General features: G+C 59.9%; 19 protein-coding genes. 9 read left to right on the forward strand and 10 right to left on the reverse strand.

Annotated elements, in window-relative coordinates:
• The 8 genes from GBCGDNIH1_RS17865 to GBCGDNIH1_RS17900 all read left to right on the forward strand — a co-directional run bounded on the left by GBCGDNIH1_RS17865 (position 1) and on the right by GBCGDNIH1_RS17900 (position 7,449).
• Positions 1 to 1,260 (forward strand): D-alanyl-D-alanine carboxypeptidase family protein, encoded by a 1,260-nt coding sequence (locus GBCGDNIH1_RS17865; protein WP_011631779.1) that lies wholly within the window; start codon positions 1 to 3, stop codon positions 1,258 to 1,260.
• 42 nt (positions 1,261 to 1,302) lie between these two features.
• A complete protein-coding gene (locus tag GBCGDNIH1_RS17870) occupies positions 1,303 to 1,926 on the forward strand; it encodes a TetR/AcrR family transcriptional regulator (protein ID WP_011631780.1) in 624 nt (207 codons plus the stop codon).
• 69 nt (positions 1,927 to 1,995) lie between these two features.
• Positions 1,996 to 2,514 carry a DUF2852 domain-containing protein gene (locus GBCGDNIH1_RS17875; protein WP_080504490.1) on the forward strand — a complete coding sequence of 173 codons (519 nt, stop codon included), beginning with the start codon at positions 1,996 to 1,998 and terminating at the stop codon, positions 2,512 to 2,514.
• Positions 2,515 to 2,631: 117 nt separating this feature from the next.
• A complete protein-coding gene (gene tmk / locus GBCGDNIH1_RS17880; RefSeq protein ID WP_025286531.1) occupies positions 2,632 to 3,321 on the forward strand; it encodes a dTMP kinase in 690 nt (229 codons plus the stop codon).
• Positions 3,318 to 4,346, forward strand: a complete 1,029-nt coding sequence (locus tag GBCGDNIH1_RS17885; RefSeq protein ID WP_011631783.1) for a DNA polymerase III subunit delta' — start codon at positions 3,318 to 3,320, stop codon at positions 4,344 to 4,346. Before tmk ends, GBCGDNIH1_RS17885 begins: the two co-directional genes overlap by 4 nt.
• Positions 4,343 to 5,887 (forward strand): methionine--tRNA ligase, encoded by a 1,545-nt coding sequence (metG, locus tag GBCGDNIH1_RS17890; protein ID WP_011631784.1) that lies wholly within the window; start codon positions 4,343 to 4,345, stop codon positions 5,885 to 5,887. The genes GBCGDNIH1_RS17885 and metG overlap by 4 nt, the downstream gene beginning before the upstream one ends.
• A 6-nt stretch (positions 5,888 to 5,893) precedes the next feature.
• Complete coding sequence (locus GBCGDNIH1_RS17895; protein WP_011631785.1) at positions 5,894 to 6,661, forward strand: TatD family hydrolase; 768 nt, start codon at positions 5,894 to 5,896, stop codon at positions 6,659 to 6,661.
• Positions 6,661 to 7,449 (forward strand): MBL fold metallo-hydrolase, encoded by a 789-nt coding sequence (locus tag GBCGDNIH1_RS17900; protein WP_043453851.1) that lies wholly within the window; start codon positions 6,661 to 6,663, stop codon positions 7,447 to 7,449. The genes GBCGDNIH1_RS17895 and GBCGDNIH1_RS17900 overlap by 1 nt, the downstream gene beginning before the upstream one ends.
• A gap of 15 nt (positions 7,450 to 7,464) precedes the next feature.
• On the opposite strand, the gene GBCGDNIH1_RS17905 is transcribed toward GBCGDNIH1_RS17900, so the two are convergent.
• The 8 genes from GBCGDNIH1_RS17905 to GBCGDNIH1_RS17940 all read right to left on the reverse strand — a co-directional run bounded on the left by GBCGDNIH1_RS17905 (position 7,465) and on the right by GBCGDNIH1_RS17940 (position 14,637).
• Positions 7,465 to 8,148, reverse strand: coding sequence for a YoaK family protein (locus GBCGDNIH1_RS17905; RefSeq protein ID WP_011631787.1), 684 nt, complete (start codon positions 8,146 to 8,148; stop codon positions 7,465 to 7,467).
• Positions 8,149 to 8,292: 144 nt separating this feature from the next.
• Positions 8,293 to 9,345, reverse strand: coding sequence for a peptidoglycan -binding protein (locus GBCGDNIH1_RS17910; protein WP_011631788.1), 1,053 nt, complete (start codon positions 9,343 to 9,345; stop codon positions 8,293 to 8,295).
• 1 nt (position 9,346) lies between these two features.
• The gene (locus GBCGDNIH1_RS17915; RefSeq protein ID WP_011631789.1) at positions 9,347 to 10,546 is read right to left on the reverse strand and encodes a hypothetical protein; all 1,200 of its coding nucleotides are present in this window, start codon (positions 10,544 to 10,546) and stop codon (positions 9,347 to 9,349) included.
• Entirely contained in the window at positions 10,546 to 11,373 is an 828-nt protein-coding gene (locus GBCGDNIH1_RS17920; protein ID WP_011631790.1) for an OmpA family protein, read from the reverse strand. Before GBCGDNIH1_RS17920 ends, GBCGDNIH1_RS17915 begins: the two co-directional genes overlap by 1 nt.
• A 44-nt stretch (positions 11,374 to 11,417) precedes the next feature.
• A complete protein-coding gene (locus GBCGDNIH1_RS17925; RefSeq protein ID WP_072563901.1) occupies positions 11,418 to 12,251 on the reverse strand; it encodes an inositol monophosphatase family protein in 834 nt (277 codons plus the stop codon).
• A gap of 117 nt (positions 12,252 to 12,368) precedes the next feature.
• The gene (gene efp / locus GBCGDNIH1_RS17930) at positions 12,369 to 12,932 is read right to left on the reverse strand and encodes an elongation factor P (protein ID WP_011631792.1); all 564 of its coding nucleotides are present in this window, start codon (positions 12,930 to 12,932) and stop codon (positions 12,369 to 12,371) included.
• Between the two features lie 161 nt (positions 12,933 to 13,093).
• Positions 13,094 to 13,552 carry a hypothetical protein gene (locus tag GBCGDNIH1_RS17935; RefSeq protein WP_011631793.1) on the reverse strand — a complete coding sequence of 153 codons (459 nt, stop codon included), beginning with the start codon at positions 13,550 to 13,552 and terminating at the stop codon, positions 13,094 to 13,096.
• Positions 13,549 to 14,637 (reverse strand): lysine-2,3-aminomutase-like protein, encoded by a 1,089-nt coding sequence (locus GBCGDNIH1_RS17940; protein ID WP_011631794.1) that lies wholly within the window; start codon positions 14,635 to 14,637, stop codon positions 13,549 to 13,551. The genes GBCGDNIH1_RS17935 and GBCGDNIH1_RS17940 overlap by 4 nt, the downstream gene beginning before the upstream one ends.
• 52 nt (positions 14,638 to 14,689) lie before the next feature.
• On the opposite strand from GBCGDNIH1_RS17940, the gene epmA reads away from it, so the two are divergent.
• On the forward strand, positions 14,690 to 15,688 hold the full coding sequence (gene epmA / locus GBCGDNIH1_RS17945) for an EF-P lysine aminoacylase EpmA (protein WP_025319033.1): 999 nt from the start codon (positions 14,690 to 14,692) through the stop codon (positions 15,686 to 15,688).
• A 9-nt stretch (positions 15,689 to 15,697) separates the two neighbouring features.
• Here the strand turns inward: epmA and thiE are convergent, their stop codons facing one another.
• The gene (gene thiE, locus GBCGDNIH1_RS17950) at positions 15,698 to 16,339 is read right to left on the reverse strand and encodes a thiamine phosphate synthase (RefSeq protein WP_043452785.1); all 642 of its coding nucleotides are present in this window, start codon (positions 16,337 to 16,339) and stop codon (positions 15,698 to 15,700) included.
• A 6-nt stretch (positions 16,340 to 16,345) separates the two neighbouring features.
• Positions 16,346 to 17,266 (reverse strand): class I fructose-bisphosphate aldolase, encoded by a 921-nt coding sequence (locus GBCGDNIH1_RS17955; RefSeq protein WP_025320722.1) that lies wholly within the window; start codon positions 17,264 to 17,266, stop codon positions 16,346 to 16,348.
• Between the last annotated feature and the right edge of the window lie 42 nt (positions 17,267 to 17,308).

Genomic DNA, 17,308 nt, shown 5'->3' on the forward strand with positions numbered 1-17,308 from the left:
TTGCCAGACGTGTCCAGCTATCCTGATCTATCCCGCCGCGCGATATTGGGTGGTGTTGCCGGTGCTGCCATGATGGCAGGCGGCGTATCAGAGGGGTGGGCACGCGGCAAGGCAGGCGCGTCTCATCGTAAAAAAGACGCGGCCAAGGCGGCAGAGGCTACGGCGGAACCTCAGGGATCACCTGCGAACACGCCGTTCGGGCCTTATGACACGGTGGCGAAATGGGCCGTTGTGGTCGATTTCAATACGGGTGCTACCCTGTTGGATAAGGAGGCGGATGTGCAGATGCCGCCTTCTTCCATGACCAAGCTGATGACCGCCTATATCGTCTATGGCGAGTTGAAGGCCGGGAAGCTGCAAATGGATCAGATGCTTCCTGTCAGTGAAAAGGCATGGCGTCTGCAAGGTTCGAAAATGTTTGTGCCTTATCCGGGCAGTGTGAAGGTTGAGGATCTGATCCGCGGTATGATCGTGGATTCCGGTAATGATGCCTGCATCGTGCTGGCAGAGGGTATCGCCGGATCGGAGCAGCAATTTGTCGATCTGATGAACCAGAAAGCCAAATTGCTGGGGCTGACCAACAGCAATTTCGAAAACTGTACCGGCATGCCTTCCGCCAACCACCATATGTCGGTGCGTGATATTGCGACGCTGGCCCGTCGCATTATTCAGGATTTCCCTGAATATTATCACTTCGATTCGGAAAAGACCTTTAAATACAATAATATCGAGCAGCAGAACCGGAATCCGCTGGTTCAGAAAGGCATCGCTGACGGGTTGAAAACCGGTCACACCGATGCTGGTGGCTATGGCGTTTGTGCCAGTGCCGAGCGCAACAAACGCCGCGTGATTCTGGTGGTGAATGGTCTGACAACCTCCCATCAGCGGGCGTCAGAGAGCGAACGCCTTCTGGAATGGGCTTTCAGTCAGTTCGAGAATGTGACGCTGTTCACCGCAGGGGACACCATCGACAGCGCCCCGGTTTATCTTGGCACCAGCAAGACCGTGCCGCTGGTGGGGGGCAAGGATCTGGTGGTGACGATGCCGCGCCAGTGGCAGAAAAAGGCGAAAATCTCCATTTCCTATGATGCTCCGGTGCGTGCGCCGGTGACAAAGGGGGCCGCGCTTGGAACCCTGACCATCAGTGGAGATGGTGTGCCAAATCTGACTGTACCTCTTCTGGCAGGTGCTGATGTGCCGCGTCTGGCTCTTCCGTCCCGTGCGATGGCGGTGCTGACCCATTATGTCACCGGCAGCTGATTTTTCCGCAGGCACGCCTGTATCCGAGCATGTCGGACCGCGATGAGAGCGTATCATCACGGTAACCTGCGGGAGGCGCTGGTCAGCGTCGGGCTTGAGTTGATCGCCGAGCGCGGCAATACCGGCTTTACCAATGCCGAGATCGCGCGTGCCGTTGGAGTCAGCCCGGCAGCGCCCTATCGCCATTTCCGGGACCGGAATGAGCTGATCGCCGAAATCGGCCGCCGTGGCTATGCCCTGTTCGAGGAAGCGTTGATCACCGCCTGGAATGGTGGCCGACCGGACCCGGTCAGTGCCATAGAACAGTGCGGGCGGGCTTATCTGTCTTTCGCCCGTCAACACCGGGCTTACTATACCGCTATGTTTGAGCCGGGTTTTGCGTTGGAAGAAGTACCAGCCCTGCTGACGGCCGCTGAAAGAGCTTTCGGCGTGATCCGCATGGCGACAGAGCACGCCTGCACCACATTGCCACGTGAAAAGCGGCCTCCGGCTTTGATGGTGGCGCTGCATATCTGGTCGATGGCGCATGGCATAGCGTCGCTTTTTGTGGGCAGACAAGACCACACGCGCCGGAAGCTGCCGATGACGCCGGAGGAGCTTTTGGAAGCAGGGTTGCTGATCTATCTCCAGTCGCTGGGTTTGCAGAATAGTGGAGACGTCTCTTGAAACGCGGTTTTCCTTGCCCATCTATGTGAATGTGACTTACATTCACATAGAAAGTGTCAGATGAGGGGCATGTCCATGTGGGCTGAACGGATTGACGTTTTCGGCAAGGCGGGCTGGCTTGCCGTGATCATTCTGGGCTTCATGCTGTGGTGGCCGCTGGGATTGTTGGCGTTGGGGTTCCTGAGCGCGAGCGGTCGTCTCCATGCCTGGAAAACGGCCCGGGCTGAAGGGGGCGGCTGCGGTTGGGGTAGCCCATTCGCATATGGCTGTGCCAGCCAGACGACCGGAGAAGGCGTGAAAGAATTTTTCTCCCGCGCATGGGCGCAAAGGGGTTCTGGCCGAGGGAGTGACCGTCAGACTGGCAGGAGCGGCAATGAAGCGTTCGATGCCTATCGGGAGGAAACACTCCGCAGGCTGGAGGAAGAGCAGCGCGAATTTCAGGACTATCTGCACCGCCTGCGTCAGGCTCGGGACAAACAGGAATTTGACCAGTTCATGGCCGAGCAGCGTAACCGCCGTCAAACGAGCCATGCTCAGGGTGATGAAACGCAGTCGGCAGAAAACATTGAGCATCAGCCTGCACCGTAATCTGTTTCCATCTGACGAATGCCAGCTGATGAATGAATAACGAGCGGGTGGTCCTTGGCCGGACTGCCCGTTTTGATTCTGCTTTCATGCAGACGGCTGCCAGTGCATATCAGGCTCATGCCAAGTACAGACGCCCTGAATCGATTTTCATCCTCTTCCGGCCGTTTCATCACTCTGGAGGGCGGTGAGGGGGCGGGTAAATCCACCCAGACCCGCGCCCTTGCGGAGGCGCTGGAGAGTTTGGGCATCAGAACTCTTGTCACCAGAGAACCGGGCGGGACAGAAGGTGCGGAGCAGCTTCGCTCCCTGCTGCTGTATGGCCCGGACTGGGATGGTCTGGCCGAGACCCTGCTGCATTTCGCGGCCAGGGCGCAGCACGTCGCCAGAACCATCCGGCCTGCACTGGAACAGGGTATCTGGGTTCTGTGCGACCGGTATTATGATTCGACCATGGCCTATCAGGGATATTGTCAGGGGGCGGACAGGCAGCGGATTGCAGCGTTATCGGCATGGCTGGGACTGGACCCGGAGGTAACATTAGTGCTCGATGCGCCGGTCGAGGCATCAGTGCAGCGGCTGGCTACACGCTCCGGCACCCTGACCGTGGCTGACCGGTACGAGCGTCTCGGTAAGCCGTTTTTTGAGCAGGTCCGGGCGGCTTTTCTGGATATTGCCGCGTCCAGCCCGCAGCGTTGCGTTGTACTGGACGGGATACGCCCCCCTGCCGAGGTTACCCGTATGGCGCTGGCCGCATTGGCGGAGAAGCTGGGTGATCCGCGTCTGGCCCCAGCGGCGGGGGTTGCATGACAGAGGAAACACCTCGTCAGACATCGCGGCTGTATGGCCATGAGGCGGCAGAAGCCACCCTTGCTTCCAGTGTCCGTTCAGGGCGCCTGCATCACGCCTGGCTGCTGACCGGCCCCGCCGGGATTGGCAAGGCGACGCTGGCGTACCGATTTGCCCGTTGGCTGCTGGCTGGAGCACCAGAGGGGGGAAGTTCACAACATGAGAAGAAGGCGGATAGCCCGTTATGGCTGTCGCCGGAACATCCTGTTTTCAGGCGTGTGGCTGCCGACACCCATGCCGATCTGTTGAGCATTGAGGCTGGCTGGGATGAGCGCCGCAAGCGCCAGCGCACCGAAATTGTCGTCGATGACGTGCGGGAGATTGCCTCTTTCCTCCATCTGACACCGGCGGAAGGCGGCTGGCGGGTCGTGATCGTCGATGGAGCCGATACGCTGAACCGTCATGCCGCCAATGCGCTGTTGAAAGTGCTGGAAGAGCCTCCGCCAAGAGCGATCCTGCTGTTGAGTTGTTCTTCTCCCGGCAGGCTTTTGCCGACGATCCGCTCCCGCTGCCGTATGCTGCGGCTTCAGGCGCTGGAAGCTGCGCCCATGCAGGATGTGCTGGCCACCCTGCTGCCTGATCTGGCGGCGGCTGAGCGCGATCTGTTGGCCGGGCTTGCGGAGGGTGCGCCGGGCCGTGCGCTGCAACTGGCGAAGGAGGACGGGCTGGCCCTGTCCCGTCTGGCAGAGGATATTCTGCGTGCCCCTCCATCAGCCAGCCATCGGTACGATCTGGCCGATATGCTGACTAAAGGGGACACGGCTTTTTCAACCTTCATGCTGCTGCTGCGGGCCACATTGGCCAGAATGGTGCGGCAGGCGGCGCGCTCCGGCAGTGGGTCGGATGAATTCCTTTGCCTTCGCCCACTTGATGCGTGGAGCGACGTGTGGCACGCGCTGGGACGTCTTCAGGATGAGACCGAGCGTTTCCACCTGGATAAAAGGCAGGCGATATTCGCCGGCCTCAGCCTTCTGGACCCGTCATGAACACCCGTTACTATTGCACAACCCCGATCTATTACGTGAACGGTGCCCCCCATATCGGGCACGCCTATACCTGTGTTGCGACTGACGTTCTGGCCCGCTGGAAGCGGCTGGAGGGCAGGGAGGTGTTCTTTCTGACCGGCACAGATGAACACGGCCAGAAGGTCGAGAAAGCTGCTGCCGATGCCGGGGTCGATCCTCAGACTTTCATCGACGGTATGGCCGATGGTTTCCGCGCCATGGCTGAGAAAATGAACACGTCTCATGACCGGTTTATCCGCACCACCGAGCCTGAGCACAAGAAAGCAGTGGCCGCCCTGTGGTCGAGGCTTGAGGAACGTGGAGAAATTTATCTCGGCAGCTATGAAGGCTGGTACGCGGTCCGTGATGAGGCTTTCTATGGTGAGGACGAACTCACACTGAAGCCTGATGGCAAGCGCTATGCACCGACCGGTGCGCCGGTGGAGCGGGTGACGGAGCCGAGCTATTTCTTCCGTCTGTCCCGCTGGGGCGATGCATTGCTCAAGCTTTATGAGGATCAGCCCGATTTCATTGCACCGCAGGCCCGCCGGAACGAGGTGATCAGCTTCGTCAAACAGGGGCTGACCGATCTTTCCATCAGCCGTACCAGCTTCTCCTGGGGGGTGCCGGTGCCGGGTGATGCAAAGCATGTCGTGTATGTCTGGCTGGATGCGCTGACCAATTATCTGACGGCTGTTGGCTATCCTGACGAAACCTCCCCCGCCTGGCCGTTCTGGCCGGCCGATCTGCATATGGTCGGCAAGGACATCCTGCGTTTCCACGCGATTTTCTGGCCAGCCTTCCTGATGGCTGCGGGCCTGCCGCTGCCGCGACGCGTGTTCGCGCATGGCTGGTGGACGGTCGAGGGCGAGAAAATGAGCAAGTCGCTCGGCAATACGATTGAGCCGGGTGCGCTGGTGGATGAGTTCGGCCTCGATCCGGTCCGGTTTTTCCTGCTGCGGGAAGTGCCGTTCGGAAATGATGGCGATTTCAGCCGTCGCGCCATGATCGGGCGGATGAATACCGAGCTGGCCAATGATCTCGGTAATCTGGCGCAGCGAACCCTGTCCCTGATCGCCCGCAACTGCGATGGCGCTTTGCCGGCACGGGGGGCGGAGACCGGGGAGGATGCCACCTTGCTACGTGATGCGGCCTCCCTGCCGGCGAAAATGGGTGCGCAGATCGACCGTCAGGCGTTTCATGAAGCGCTGGAGGAGGCATGGAAAGTCATCCGTGCCGCCAATGGCTATATCGACCGCCAGGCGCCCTGGGCGCTGAAGAAAACCGATCCGGACAGGATGCGGGATGTGTTGCGTGTTCTGGCCGATGTGTTGCGGATTATCGCCACGGTGATGCAGCCTTTCGTGCCTGGCAGCGCCGCCCGCATGCTGGTGCAGCTCGGCGTGCGGGAAGCAGCCGGGGAGCAGGTTCCGTTTGCTGCATTGGAGACGCATCTGGAGGAGGGTACTCGCCTGCCAGCCCCTCAGGGTATCTTCCCCCGTTTTGTTGATGAGGCTGTTTGAGCCATTATGCTGATCGATAGCCATTGTCATCTGGATTACTTCGAGGCCGAGCTGCCGGATCTGCTGAGCCGTGCGCAAGCCGCCGGGGTCGAGGAGATGGTGACAATTTCCGTGCGCCTGTCACAGACGCCATGGTTGATCGCCTGTGCGGAAGCGCATCCGGGGGTCTGGTGCACCATTGGTGTTCATCCCCAGCATGCTCATGAGGAGGCCATGCCGGAGGTCGCCGAGCTGGTGGCCCTGACCCGACATCCGAAAGTGGTGGGGATCGGTGAATCCGGCCTTGATTACTTCTATGACCGGGCGCCGGTGGATGTGCAGAAGGAAAGCTTCCGTCGGCATATCCATGCGGCGAGGGAAACCGGCCTGCCGCTTTGTATCCATGCGCGCGATGCGGATGACGATATTGCCGGCTTGCTGGAGGAAGAACACCGGAACGGGGCCTTTCCTTTTCTGTTGCATTGTTTCAGTTCCGGGCGTGGGCTGGCGGAACGGGCGGCTGCGATCGGTGGTTATTTCAGTCTGTCGGGTATCCTGACTTTTCCAAAATCGACTGACCTGCGCGCCATTGTTGCCGATCTGCCTTCTGATCGGCTGCTGCTGGAGACAGACTCTCCCTATCTTGCTCCTGTGCCGCATCGCGGCAAGCGCAATGAGCCTGCCTATATGGCCCGAACGGCGGAAACGCTGGCTTCGGTGCGTAGTGTGTCTGTTGAGGAGATCGCAGCGCTGACCACGGCCAATTTCCGCCGTCTGTTCAAAAAAACAACATGATGCGCGTCGTTATTCTCGGCTGTGGAGGCTCTGCCGGAGTTCCCCAGCTCGGTGGTGAGGATGGCAGGGGGGATTGGGGAGCCTGCGACCCATCCGAACCCAGAAACCAGCGCACACGCTCGTCAATCCTGATCGAACAGGATGGACGACGCCTGCTGATCGATACTGGCCCTGATCTACGGGCACAATTGCTGGCAACCGGTATCGCGGGCATTGATGCGGTGCTGTTTACCCATGCCCATGCCGACCACATTACCGGACTGGATGATGTCCGCATCCTGAACCGCCTGACCGGGAAGCCCATTGACGCTTACGGCAGCCCAAAAACGATTGAGGAACTGACGCTTCGCTTCGATTATGCGTTTCGGCCATGGAAACCCTCGGGATTTTACCGCCCCGTACTGGTGCCGCATCAGGTGGCGGCCGGACAGGACCTCACCATCGCCGGGTTCCCGGTGACGCTGCTCGATCAGGATCACGGCTATGTCCGCTCGCTGGGGCTTCGCATAGGCCGGTTTGCATACTCGACGGATGTCGTGGCCATGGATGCGGAGGTGCTGGATCGGTTGAAAGGCATCGACACCTGGGTTGTCGGATGCTTTCAGCGACAGAAACACGCAACGCATGCCCATATTGCTCTGGTCGCTCAATGGGCGGCCCGGATCGGGGTCAGGCGTACCGTGCTGACCCATATGGGCTATGATCTCGACTGGGCATGGATGCAGGCCAATCTTCCCCCGGGTCTTGAACCAGGTTTTGACGGGATGGAGATTCATCCCGCCTCCTGACTCTGCCGGCAGGGACTAACCGAAGCGGCGCTGCCAGGCGCGGGGGATCAGCACCGTTGTCGTGGTCAGGATGAGGGATACCGCGAAGCACGCCCAAAGACCATGCCGCCCGTAATGTTCCTGAAGGGCGGCGCCGATGGTGGCACCGACCACCAGCCCCCCCCATGGGACGATCTGCGCCAACCAGTCCAGATTGCGGTCGCCCATCATGAAGCGCCCCAGCCCGCGCCCGAATTTCGACAATGCGCCGCTGACATAGGTCAGCGCCAGAGCGACCCCTTCGACATTATCAACCACGTTGTTGAGCGCGCCCATCGCAATGACCGCGCAAACCAGAGAAGGTGTGCCCATTTCATCGCCCGGCCAGCCGGCGGCGATGCACAGCAGGGTGCTGATGAACAGCATCAGTACTGGAATCCGCAGGCGGCGCGTGGAGTAGCTCAGCATCATACCGAGAGCGTTACCGACCACAAACATGGCGATGACCAGCGCAAGACGCTCGAACCGCTCAATATTTTCCAGACTGAGCGCCACCCCCATCCGTGTGGTATTGCCGCTCATGAAAGACATGAATTCATCGACCGACAGAAAGCCGATGGCATCCGTCATGCCCGCGAGCATGGAGAGGCTGAAGACAAGTATAAAACCGACTGTGGCACGCATGATGCGCACGACGCGTGGCGTAAGAGCGAACGGCATAAAAATGGCTCCGAAAGGCGTTGATCCGTGGTTTCAGACAGTCTTCCTGCCATTGAACGGCCGGGATATACGGGTAACGCCTGACGAAAGAATGGCGCTCACGTAACAAAATATGTCGCACCACGTTTTTTTTGCCTGACCGGGTCAGCGATCCGTCAGACGCAACTCGATCCGCCGGTTTTTTGCCAGATCAGCTTCGCTATCTCCCTGGGAGACGGGCTGATAATCCGCGAAAGCGTCAGCCGAGACATGGTTGCCGGGGACACCCTGTTCGATCAGCAGCCGGGCCACATTAATGGCGCGTTGAGCCGATAGCTCCCAGTTGGAAGCGAATTTGCCATTGACCATTTTCTGCCGATCGGCATGCCCATCGACCCGCAGCAGCCAGTTGACGTTGGGCGGAAATTTTTTCGACAGCTGGATCAGCGCGGCGGCGATATCCTTCACCTGCTGGCGCCCTTGTTCGGTCAGATCGGCATTGCCGGATGGAAACAGCACATCACTCTGAAACACGAAGCGATCGCCCACCACCTGAATCCCGGGTCGCCCGGCCAGGACTTCCCGCAACTTGCCGAAAAACTCGCTGCGATATTTTTTCAGTTCCTCGACTTTCTCGGCCAGTGCGACGTTCAGGCGCATACCGAGATCGGCGATGGTGCGGTCTTTGGACTGGGACTCTTTCTCCGATGCATCCAGGGCCGACTGCACGGCGGCAAGTTGGCGGCGAATGGCTTCCAGATCGTCACGCAGCCTGTCCAGAGCGGTATCCTTGCTGTGGATGGTCTGGTCCAGTTCAGCAAGCTTTGCCTCGGCGCGTTTTACATCCTGATCACGACCGGCAAGCTGGCTTTCCAGACGGGATTTCTGCTCGGCCAGTACGACGGTCTGTGTCCTCAGACGGGCCATATCGGCTTCTTTCCCGGCCGCTTCATTGCGTAACCGTTCAAGAGAGTGTGCAAGCTGCGTGCTGTGTTGCTGCTCCAGCGCGAATTGACGAGAAATGATGGCCAGCTGCCGGTTCAGCTCATCAAGCCTGTGTTCCTTACCGGCCAGCGTGTAGGACAGAAAAGCCTGTGCCAGAACAAAGACCAGCAGCACAAAGATGATGACCATCAGCAGGGTAGACAGGGCATCTACATAGCCAGGCCAGACATGAAGGTTTTCGCCGCTGGTGTTGCGCCGCCGGGAAAGCGCCATCTCAGCCCTGCGCGTCGTCTGCCAGCGCGCCGACCGTGCGGGTCAGGATGCGCAGATCGTTGCGGAGTTCGGCAGTGGATTGAATGCGGCCCTGTTCGGCCTCGATCATCTGACGCTGCAACAGTGCTTCGACAGCGCGCATATGGGTTTGCAGCAGTTCCGACAGGCTGCGCTCTTCATCGTATCGTTCATTCAGAGTGCGCAGGATCGGGGTAAGCTGATTCTGGGCCTCCGCAATTTTGACCATCATCTGCTGGCCGGTACGCACTGTGTCGGAGAGTGATCCGATCCGCTCGGTCAATGCAAGCAGGGCCTGATGAGAGGCCTGACGGTTTTCCTCTCCCCGCGCGAGAGTCTGTTGAAGCCGTTCCATGTTTTCGGCGGTCTGTTCCAGCAGGGCCTGTACATAGACCGGCACGCTGCCTTCACCATCTGCCCCGAGCGCGCCGGAGGAAAGACGGGTCAACCCGGCCAGCCACTCTTCCAGCTCATTGAAGAAGCGATTTTGTGCCTGTCCGGCGGTCAGATCCAGAAAGCCCAGCACCAATGCGCCGGACAGACCGAACATGCTGGCGGAGAATGCGGTGCCCATTCCGGCGATCGGGCGGGCCAGTCCGGATTTCAGCTGCTCGAACATCATGTTCACATCACCGGATCCGTTGACCGACATCCCGGAGATGACGTCACTGACCCCGCCAATGGTGCGCAACAGCCCCCAGAACGTGCCTAGCAACCCGAGGAAAATCAGCAATCCGGTCATATAGCGGGACAGTTCCCGGCTTTCATCCAGACGGCTGGCAATCGTATCGAGCACCGATCGCATCGCCGAGGCGGAAAGGGTAAAGCGTTTTTCTCCCGGGCGTGTGGTGCTGGCGGCCCTGGTCACCAGCATACTGGCCATGGGGGCGAGCAGACGGGGCTGGCTGGCGCTGTCCGGTGCCTGATCGCGCCGGAAGGATACCAGCCAGCGCACTTCAGGCTCCAGCCGGGTTACCTGCCGGAGGTTCCAGATAATGCCGAGCAGAAGGATCAGCAGGATCAGCCCGTTCAGATACGGGTTATGCAGAAAGATCGGCTTCAGCGCCGGTTCCAGCGCAACTGCAATTCCCCCGACAGCAGCAAGAAACGCAAGCATCCGGAGAAGATATGCAACCGGCCTGACCATATTGGAAGCACGTGTCGAGCTGGTCGCGAGGCTCATTACGGGTGTCCTTGCGCCGGAAGAGGTTGTTCTGGCGGTTTACTGTCAGGTTTGGCGTCAGATTGGGGAGGAGCCTTGCTCGGCTGGGTTCGAATAATATCGGCTCTGTCCGCAGGACCTTTGCCGATATTGCTGCCGAGAGCGCGGACAAAAATTTTGGTTGAGGGCATGCCCGCCGCAATCAGGGCGCTTCTGATGGTCAGGGCGCGGGACAGGGACAGGCGGCGTGCGGTGGATGGATCGTCAGCGGTGCCGGGGGCATAAGCGAGGATGGTAACGCTTTCATTCGACAGCTTGCTGACTTCCCGGGCAGCCTCCCGCAACGCGTCATTGGTGGCGGGGCTGATGTCGGAACGACCTGGGCCGAACATAACCCTCAATCCTTCACCGGTTGTGGACAGCCCCCCCGGTGCATCCGCAGCCACGACAGGTGGCGGCACGGGCGGAGAGGTATGGTCGGGTGCTGAAGGCAGGGGCGGGGTAATAACAGGGGCAACAGGGGGTGTTGCCGGCATTTTTACCGGAGGCGGCGGTGTCGCCGGTTTTTTAGCATTCTCTTCTTTCGAAGAAGTCTTCTTACCGGATACAGCTTTGTGTTTCTTGCTGTTTTTGGTGGGTGACGGATGCTTGGTCACTGCTTCGTCGGTCTGCTGTCCCGTCACCGGCTTGCCGTCCAACTGATCCAGAGCACGCGTATCGACTTGTGCTTCGGCATGCGCTTCATGCAATGGCGCAGGCACGCTCATTGCGAGCGTGACCGTCAGCATGGTTCGGGAGAGGCTGGAGAAAAGGGAATACGGCATCATGCGCTTCATGGCGGTATTCATATCCTGCTCTCCAGACCAGACTCAATCCATGGAACAGCGATGAATCAACTTGTACGGGATGCGGCTACCCCATCCTGCACGATATCAAGCAGTTTGGAATGCAGATGGCCGTTGCTGGCGACGACATCTCCGGTCTGAAGCGGATCGCCACCTGCTGGATCGACGGCATAGCCACCTGCCTCCCGTACCAGCAGCAGCCCGGCGGCAACATCCCAAGGTTTCAGTCCAAGTTCCCAGAATCCATCATAGCGCCCTGCCGCAACCCAGGCGAGATCAAGTGCGGCAGAGCCGAAGCGGCGGATACCGGCCACCTGCGGCATCAATGTGCCGAGCGTGCGGGCAAAAGCCAGACGGCGTGGGGCGCTCACGGCGGCAAAAGGAATGCCGGTGGCAAACACGGCATCGTGCAGCTCCCGTCGTGCGGAGACACGGAGGCGACGCTCGTTCAGAAAGGCGCCTGCGCCTTTTTCCGCCCAGAACATTTCATCAACTGCGGGAGAATAGACCACGGCGGCGGCCAGCTCGGTGTTGCCATCGGGAAGACGCCGTTCCAGCCCGATGCTGATGGCCCAGTGCGGAATGCCGTGCAGGAAATTCGTGGTGCCGTCCAGCGGATCGACCACCCAGCGCCATGTCCAGTTATCACCACCCGACGCGCCGCTTTCTTCCATCAGCAGGGCGTAACCGGGGCGTGCCTTGGTCAGATCGTCACGGATCGACTGTTCCGAGCGCAGATCGGCCTGGGAGACGAAGTCCGACGGCCCCTTCACGCTGACCTGTAGCTGCTCCACCTCGTTGAAATCGCGCAGCAGCCGCTTGGCGGCACGCTGGGCCGCGTTCTGCATGACGGTCATATGAGGGGACAGGCGTAGGGCCATGATGCGTTGGCGCTCCGGGCGGAGAAAAAAACAAACTCGGGATGACTCGATACGCCACCCCGCCGTGCCTGAAAAGCATCGGCGCGGCAGGACGGGCATCATCATGCAGTGCGGATATTACTTCGCACGTTCCACATAGGTGGAGTCTTCAGTGCGGACCACGATGCGTTCGCCGGCCTCGATAAAGGGCGGGACCATGACGCGTACGCCGTTGGACAGCTTGGCGGGCTTATAGGAAGAAGACGCAGTCTGCCCCTTCACCACCGGATCGGCTTCCACAATTTCCAGCGTCACCTGAGCGGGCAGGTGGATGGCCACCGGATCGCCTTCGACCAGATCGACCGTTACCTGCATGTTGTCCTGCAGGAAGGCCACTGCGTCCCCCAGAATCTCGGCGGGGATCAGTGCCTGTTCAAAGGTTTCAGGGTCCATCAGAACCAGATTGTCACCATCGGTATAGGAATAGGTGTAATCCTTTTCCTCGGTCATCAGACGTTCGACCGTGTCGGCGGTGCGCCAGCGTTCATTGGTCTTGTTGCCGGTTTTCAGATCGCGCATTTCCACCTGAATGAAGGCACCACCTTTGCCGGGGGTGATGATCTGCTGCTTCAGGACGGTCCAGCGGCGTCCGTCATGCTCGATCACCTGACCGGCACGAATCAGGTTTGCCTGCTGCTTCATGGCATTAAACTCTCGGGTGGATGTAGACGAGTGTCCGGGACGGAAATATCCCGGACGGGCGGCTGTCTAGACCGAACCGCCAGAACCGGCAACCTGTTATGACGGTTAGGGCCGTTATGCATATGGGATCATCGGCATTGAGGACTTCACGCCGGGCAATGTTACCACCCCCAGCCCGGTCCCCACATGCCGCCGCCCCACCCCCAGCCCCATGGTCCTCCGCCCCATGGCCCCCAGCCGAAGGAGGCGCTTTGGTAGGCGAGGGCGGTAGACTGCGCCTGATTGGCCAGGCGTTGCTGGAACGTCATCTGCTGATAGCGGCTGAAAGAAGGCTGATCACCGACGAACAGGCATTTGCACACCACCGGATCAGCATACAGGAACGTCATCTTGTCGCCGGATGGCTGCATGACGATGCGGTTGGGGGGCAGGGTGGCAAGGCTGGTCTGGCGTTCCGGCGTATTGACGGGTTTGATGACAAAGCCCGCTGCAGACATAAGGGTTTCCTGATTGCTGATGATCTCCTCCTGAGTGGCACAGCCAGCCAGCAGGATGCCAAGAGCGCAAGGCAGCAATAAAACAGAGAGGCCGCGCAGGGCAGGATGCTTGGATGCAGTCATGGCAAAGCCTCTCCAGACAAAATGTGGCGGTGGCCATTGATGTCGCGGACGGAGCCATCTGACTCCAGATAATCCGGATCGACGGGTACTTTCCCATATCCGCCGGGAATGTCGATGACGTAAGTGGGCCATGCAAGGCCGCTGATACGGCCACGCAAGGCATGAAGGATGGCGCGTCCTTCCTCGACCGGTACGCGGAACCTTGCTGTCCCGGGGGCGGCATCCAGTTGGTGCAGATAATAGGGCTTCACCCGAAGACGCAGTATGCGGCGATAAAGCGCTTCCAACGCTTCCGCAGAATCATTGACCCCTCGCAGCAGGACTGTCTGGCTCAGCACGGGGATGCCTCGACGTTGGAAAGACTGAATTGATAAAGCTGCAAGATCAGTCAGTTCTTTAACATTATTTGTATGAAGTACCAGAAACATGGCTTTATCCGTTTCCAGAGCATCCAGCATGGCTTGCGTGACAAGAGCCGGATCAGCCACCGGCACGCGGCTGTGGATACGGATGATATCAATATGAGGAATATTATTTAATTCATTGATAATAAAAGATAATCTTCTTGGAGAAAGCATCAGCGGATCACCGCCGGTCAGAATGACCTCCCTTATCTGGGGATGACCAGCCAGCCAGTCGAGAGCAATCCTTAGCTGTTCCTCGGAAAGCACGCCTCCATCCGGCCCGACATGCTCCCGCCGGAAGCAGAAACGGCAATAGACCGGGCAGATGAGCAGTGGCTTCAACAGGGCACGGTCAGGATAACGATGGACGATGCCGGGCACGGGTGACAGGGCATCATCCCCAATGGGATCAACATTTTCATAGGGGGCGGTGATCATTTCCGCCGGATCGGGAATCACCTGCAGGCCGATCGGATCGTGTCGGTCCGTGATCAGCGCCTGCATCGCGGGGGGAATAGCAATAGCATATTGCGCGGCGACCGCCTGTAACGGTGCCTCGTCATCAATCAGCCCGGCCCGTCGCAGATCAGCCAGACTACGCAGGCTGCGTGGTGTGGACGAAGGACGGCGTTCAGTGGCGTGTTTCGTATCATGACATGAACCATCGGGCATGAAGAGCATCTAGGCTCTCAGACCTCTTCCGGCAATGAGCCTGGGCTGGCAAAGAGTTAATATGGCAAGACCGACCTGGCATCCGGACCGCTTTGCGGACCGTCTTCCCTTTCTGCACCGCCGTGCTGCACTGGCACGTGCCGTGCGGGCGTTTTTTGAGGCGCGCTCCTATCTTGAAGTCGAGACGCCCTGTGCTGTCCTTGCACCTGGTGAGGAAGTCCATCTTCAGGCATTCCGGACGGAGCGGATCGGAGTGGATGGGGTAGTGACGCCCCTCTGGCTGCATACCAGTCCCGAATTCGCCATGAAGCGGTTGTTGGTGGCCGGGGCGGGGCCGATTTTTCAAATGGCCAGGGTCTGGCGCAACGGTGAAGGCAGCGCCCGTCATGCGGCGGAATTTACCATGCTGGAATGGTACCGTCCCGGCAGTTCCATGACCGATCTGATCGCCGAGACGATGGAATTGCTGTGTTCGGTCCTGCCGCCTGTCGTATCGAGCGGCGGTGTAATCACCCGCATCGAGGAGCCGGAAATCCTGACCGTGGCCGAGGCCTTTACCCGCTATACGGGTGCCGATGTGCTCGCCACGGCTGATAATGCTCCGGCCCTCTCTGAAGCGGCCGGTGTGAGGTTGCGTGAGGGAGAAGGTTGGGAGGATCTGTTCTTTCGCCTGCTGCTTGACAGGATCGAGCCGCATCTGGGGCGGGAACGCCCGACTTTCCTAACCCATTGGCCTGTGGCGCAGGCAGCGCTGGCCCGACCCTGCCCCAATGATCCCCGCGTTGCAGAGCGGTTCGAGCTGTTTGTCTGCGGTATCGAACTGGCCAACGCCTTTGTAGAGCTGACTGATGCGGAGGAGCAGAGACGGCGCTTCCTGATCGACCGCAGCAGGCGGCAGGCGCTGGGTGGACAGACCTGGCCGCTGGACGAGGATTTTCTGGCCGCGCTCGCCTTTGGAATGCCGCAGGCGGCGGGGATTGCGATGGGATTTGACCGTCTGGCGATGCTGGCCTCCGGCGCGGACCGTATCCAGCAGGTGCAGTGGTTACCCGAGGAATAGATCGGGACGTTACAGATCGTCGGTCAGAGCGGCCTGAATGGCGGTATTCAGCGCCTTGACCCCGGCATCGGGGCCATCAGGATGGTTCCAGACCGCGCCGATGACAGCCAGAAAATCGGCTCCCGCCTTGACCAGCGGGGCGGCATTGGTTGGGTCGATACCGCCAATGGCAACGCTCGGCAGCTCCATCATCTCCGACCACCAGGTCAGCAGATCAGGGGTTGCCTCCGGCACGACCTCTTTTGAAGTGGAGGGGTAGAATGCGCCGAAAGCGACGTAATCGGCGCCAGCTTCCCCCGCGCTCATCGCCAGATCGCGACTGCCATGGCAGGAAACGCCGAGAGTCAGATCACCCAGCAGTGCCCGTGCCGCGATGACGTCGCCATCTTCCTGCCCGATATGCGCACCGTCACAACCAGTTGCCGCCACCAGATCGGGGCGGTCGTTCAGGATGACGGCAACGCCGCGATCATGGGCAACAGGGCGCAACCGGTCGATGGCATGGCGCAATGCATCATCATCAAGGTTTTTAAGCCGGATTTGAAGCGCACCGACATCGCCCGCGTCCAGCGCACGGGCGAGCGTATCGGCAAAGCTGTCGGAATTGAGCGCCGGAGGCGTGATCAGATAGAGCCTGCAGCGCTCGTCCATCACTTATCAGGCCTTGTTCTGGAAGATATCAATGATCTTCCCAAGCAGTTCCAGAGCTTCCGCACGCGGGCGCTGGAAGGTGTTGCGGCCGATGATGGAACCGTTGGCACCACCATCCCGCAAACCGCGGATGGTATCCAGCAGCTGGTCGGTGCCCGTGGTTTCGCCGCCGGAGAACACGACGATGCGGCGGCCCGCAAAGGAAGCCTGCATCACGTGCTCGACGCGCTTGGCCAGAGTGGAGCGGTCGATGTTCTGGGTTTCATAGGTTTTCTGCGCGGCTGGCAGGCTGACCGCATCGGTCGGCGGCTTCACCTTGATGATGTGGGCGCCGAGCAGGGCGGCCATATGCGCGGCATAGGCGCAGATATCGAGTGCGGTCTCGGCCTTTTTGTCCAGTTCCGGACCGCGCGGATAGCTCCATACCACCACGGCGAGACCGGCGGATTTGGCTTCTTCGGCCAGTTCACGCAGTTCTTCCATCTGGTCGAACGCATATTCGCTGCCCGGATAAATAGTGAAACCGATGGCGGAACAGCCCAGACGCAGCGCATCCGCCACGGTGCCGGTGACGGCCTGATCCTTGGTAACGGCGAGGCTGTTGGAAGAATTGACCTTCAGGATCAGCGGGATGGAGCCGGCATAGGTGCCTGCGCCGGCCTCAATCATGCCCAGCGGCGCGGCATAGGCGCTCAGCCCGGCTTCGATAGCGAGATCGAAATGATAATGCGGGTCGTAGGCAGGGGGGTTAGGGGCGAAACTGCGGGCCGGGCCATGCTCAAACCCTTGATCCACCGGCAGAATGACCAGCTTGCCGGTTCCTCCCAGACGCCCTTCCATCAGGATGCGGGCGAGGTTGGTTTTAGTTCCCGGATTGTCGCTCTCGTATTTATCGAGGATCGATTTGACGACAGGCGTGATACGCATCGGGCCGTTCTCCTGCTTGGGCTTTGTCGCGCTCGTAGCCCA

The organism is Granulibacter bethesdensis CGDNIH1 (assembly GCF_000014285.2).
GTDB classification, from domain to species: Bacteria; Pseudomonadota; Alphaproteobacteria; order Acetobacterales; family Acetobacteraceae; genus Granulibacter; species Granulibacter bethesdensis.

Excerpts from the sequence above, each read along its gene's own strand:
- GBCGDNIH1_RS17920 (WP_011631790.1), bottom strand. The coding sequence starts at position 11,373 with ATGAATACCGCCATGAAGCGCATGATGCCGTATTCCCTTTTCTCCAGC.
- GBCGDNIH1_RS17875 (WP_080504490.1), top strand. The coding sequence starts at position 1,996 with ATGTCCATGTGGGCTGAACGGATTGACGTTTTCGGCAAGGCGGGCTGG.
- GBCGDNIH1_RS17955 (WP_025320722.1), bottom strand. The coding sequence starts at position 17,266 with ATGCGTATCACGCCTGTCGTCAAATCGATCCTCGATAAATACGAGAGC.
- GBCGDNIH1_RS17905 (WP_011631787.1), bottom strand. The coding sequence starts at position 8,148 with ATGCCGTTCGCTCTTACGCCACGCGTCGTGCGCATCATGCGTGCCACA.
- epmA (WP_025319033.1), top strand. The coding sequence starts at position 14,690 with ATGGCAAGACCGACCTGGCATCCGGACCGCTTTGCGGACCGTCTTCCC.
- GBCGDNIH1_RS17885 (WP_011631783.1), top strand. The coding sequence starts at position 3,318 with ATGACAGAGGAAACACCTCGTCAGACATCGCGGCTGTATGGCCATGAG.
- GBCGDNIH1_RS17925 (WP_072563901.1), bottom strand. The coding sequence starts at position 12,251 with ATGGCCCTACGCCTGTCCCCTCATATGACCGTCATGCAGAACGCGGCC.
- thiE (WP_043452785.1), bottom strand. The coding sequence starts at position 16,339 with ATGGACGAGCGCTGCAGGCTCTATCTGATCACGCCTCCGGCGCTCAAT.
- GBCGDNIH1_RS17940 (WP_011631794.1), bottom strand. The coding sequence starts at position 14,637 with ATGCTCTTCATGCCCGATGGTTCATGTCATGATACGAAACACGCCACT.
- efp (WP_011631792.1), bottom strand. The coding sequence starts at position 12,932 with ATGAAGCAGCAGGCAAACCTGATTCGTGCCGGTCAGGTGATCGAGCAT.
- GBCGDNIH1_RS17910 (WP_011631788.1), bottom strand. The coding sequence starts at position 9,345 with ATGGCGCTTTCCCGGCGGCGCAACACCAGCGGCGAAAACCTTCATGTC.
- tmk (WP_025286531.1), top strand. The coding sequence starts at position 2,632 with ATGCCAAGTACAGACGCCCTGAATCGATTTTCATCCTCTTCCGGCCGT.
- GBCGDNIH1_RS17900 (WP_043453851.1), top strand. The coding sequence starts at position 6,661 with ATGCGCGTCGTTATTCTCGGCTGTGGAGGCTCTGCCGGAGTTCCCCAG.
- GBCGDNIH1_RS17935 (WP_011631793.1), bottom strand. The coding sequence starts at position 13,552 with ATGACTGCATCCAAGCATCCTGCCCTGCGCGGCCTCTCTGTTTTATTG.
- GBCGDNIH1_RS17895 (WP_011631785.1), top strand. The coding sequence starts at position 5,894 with ATGCTGATCGATAGCCATTGTCATCTGGATTACTTCGAGGCCGAGCTG.
- metG (WP_011631784.1), top strand. The coding sequence starts at position 4,343 with ATGAACACCCGTTACTATTGCACAACCCCGATCTATTACGTGAACGGT.
- GBCGDNIH1_RS17915 (WP_011631789.1), bottom strand. The coding sequence starts at position 10,546 with ATGAGCCTCGCGACCAGCTCGACACGTGCTTCCAATATGGTCAGGCCG.
- GBCGDNIH1_RS17870 (WP_011631780.1), top strand. The coding sequence starts at position 1,303 with ATGAGAGCGTATCATCACGGTAACCTGCGGGAGGCGCTGGTCAGCGTC.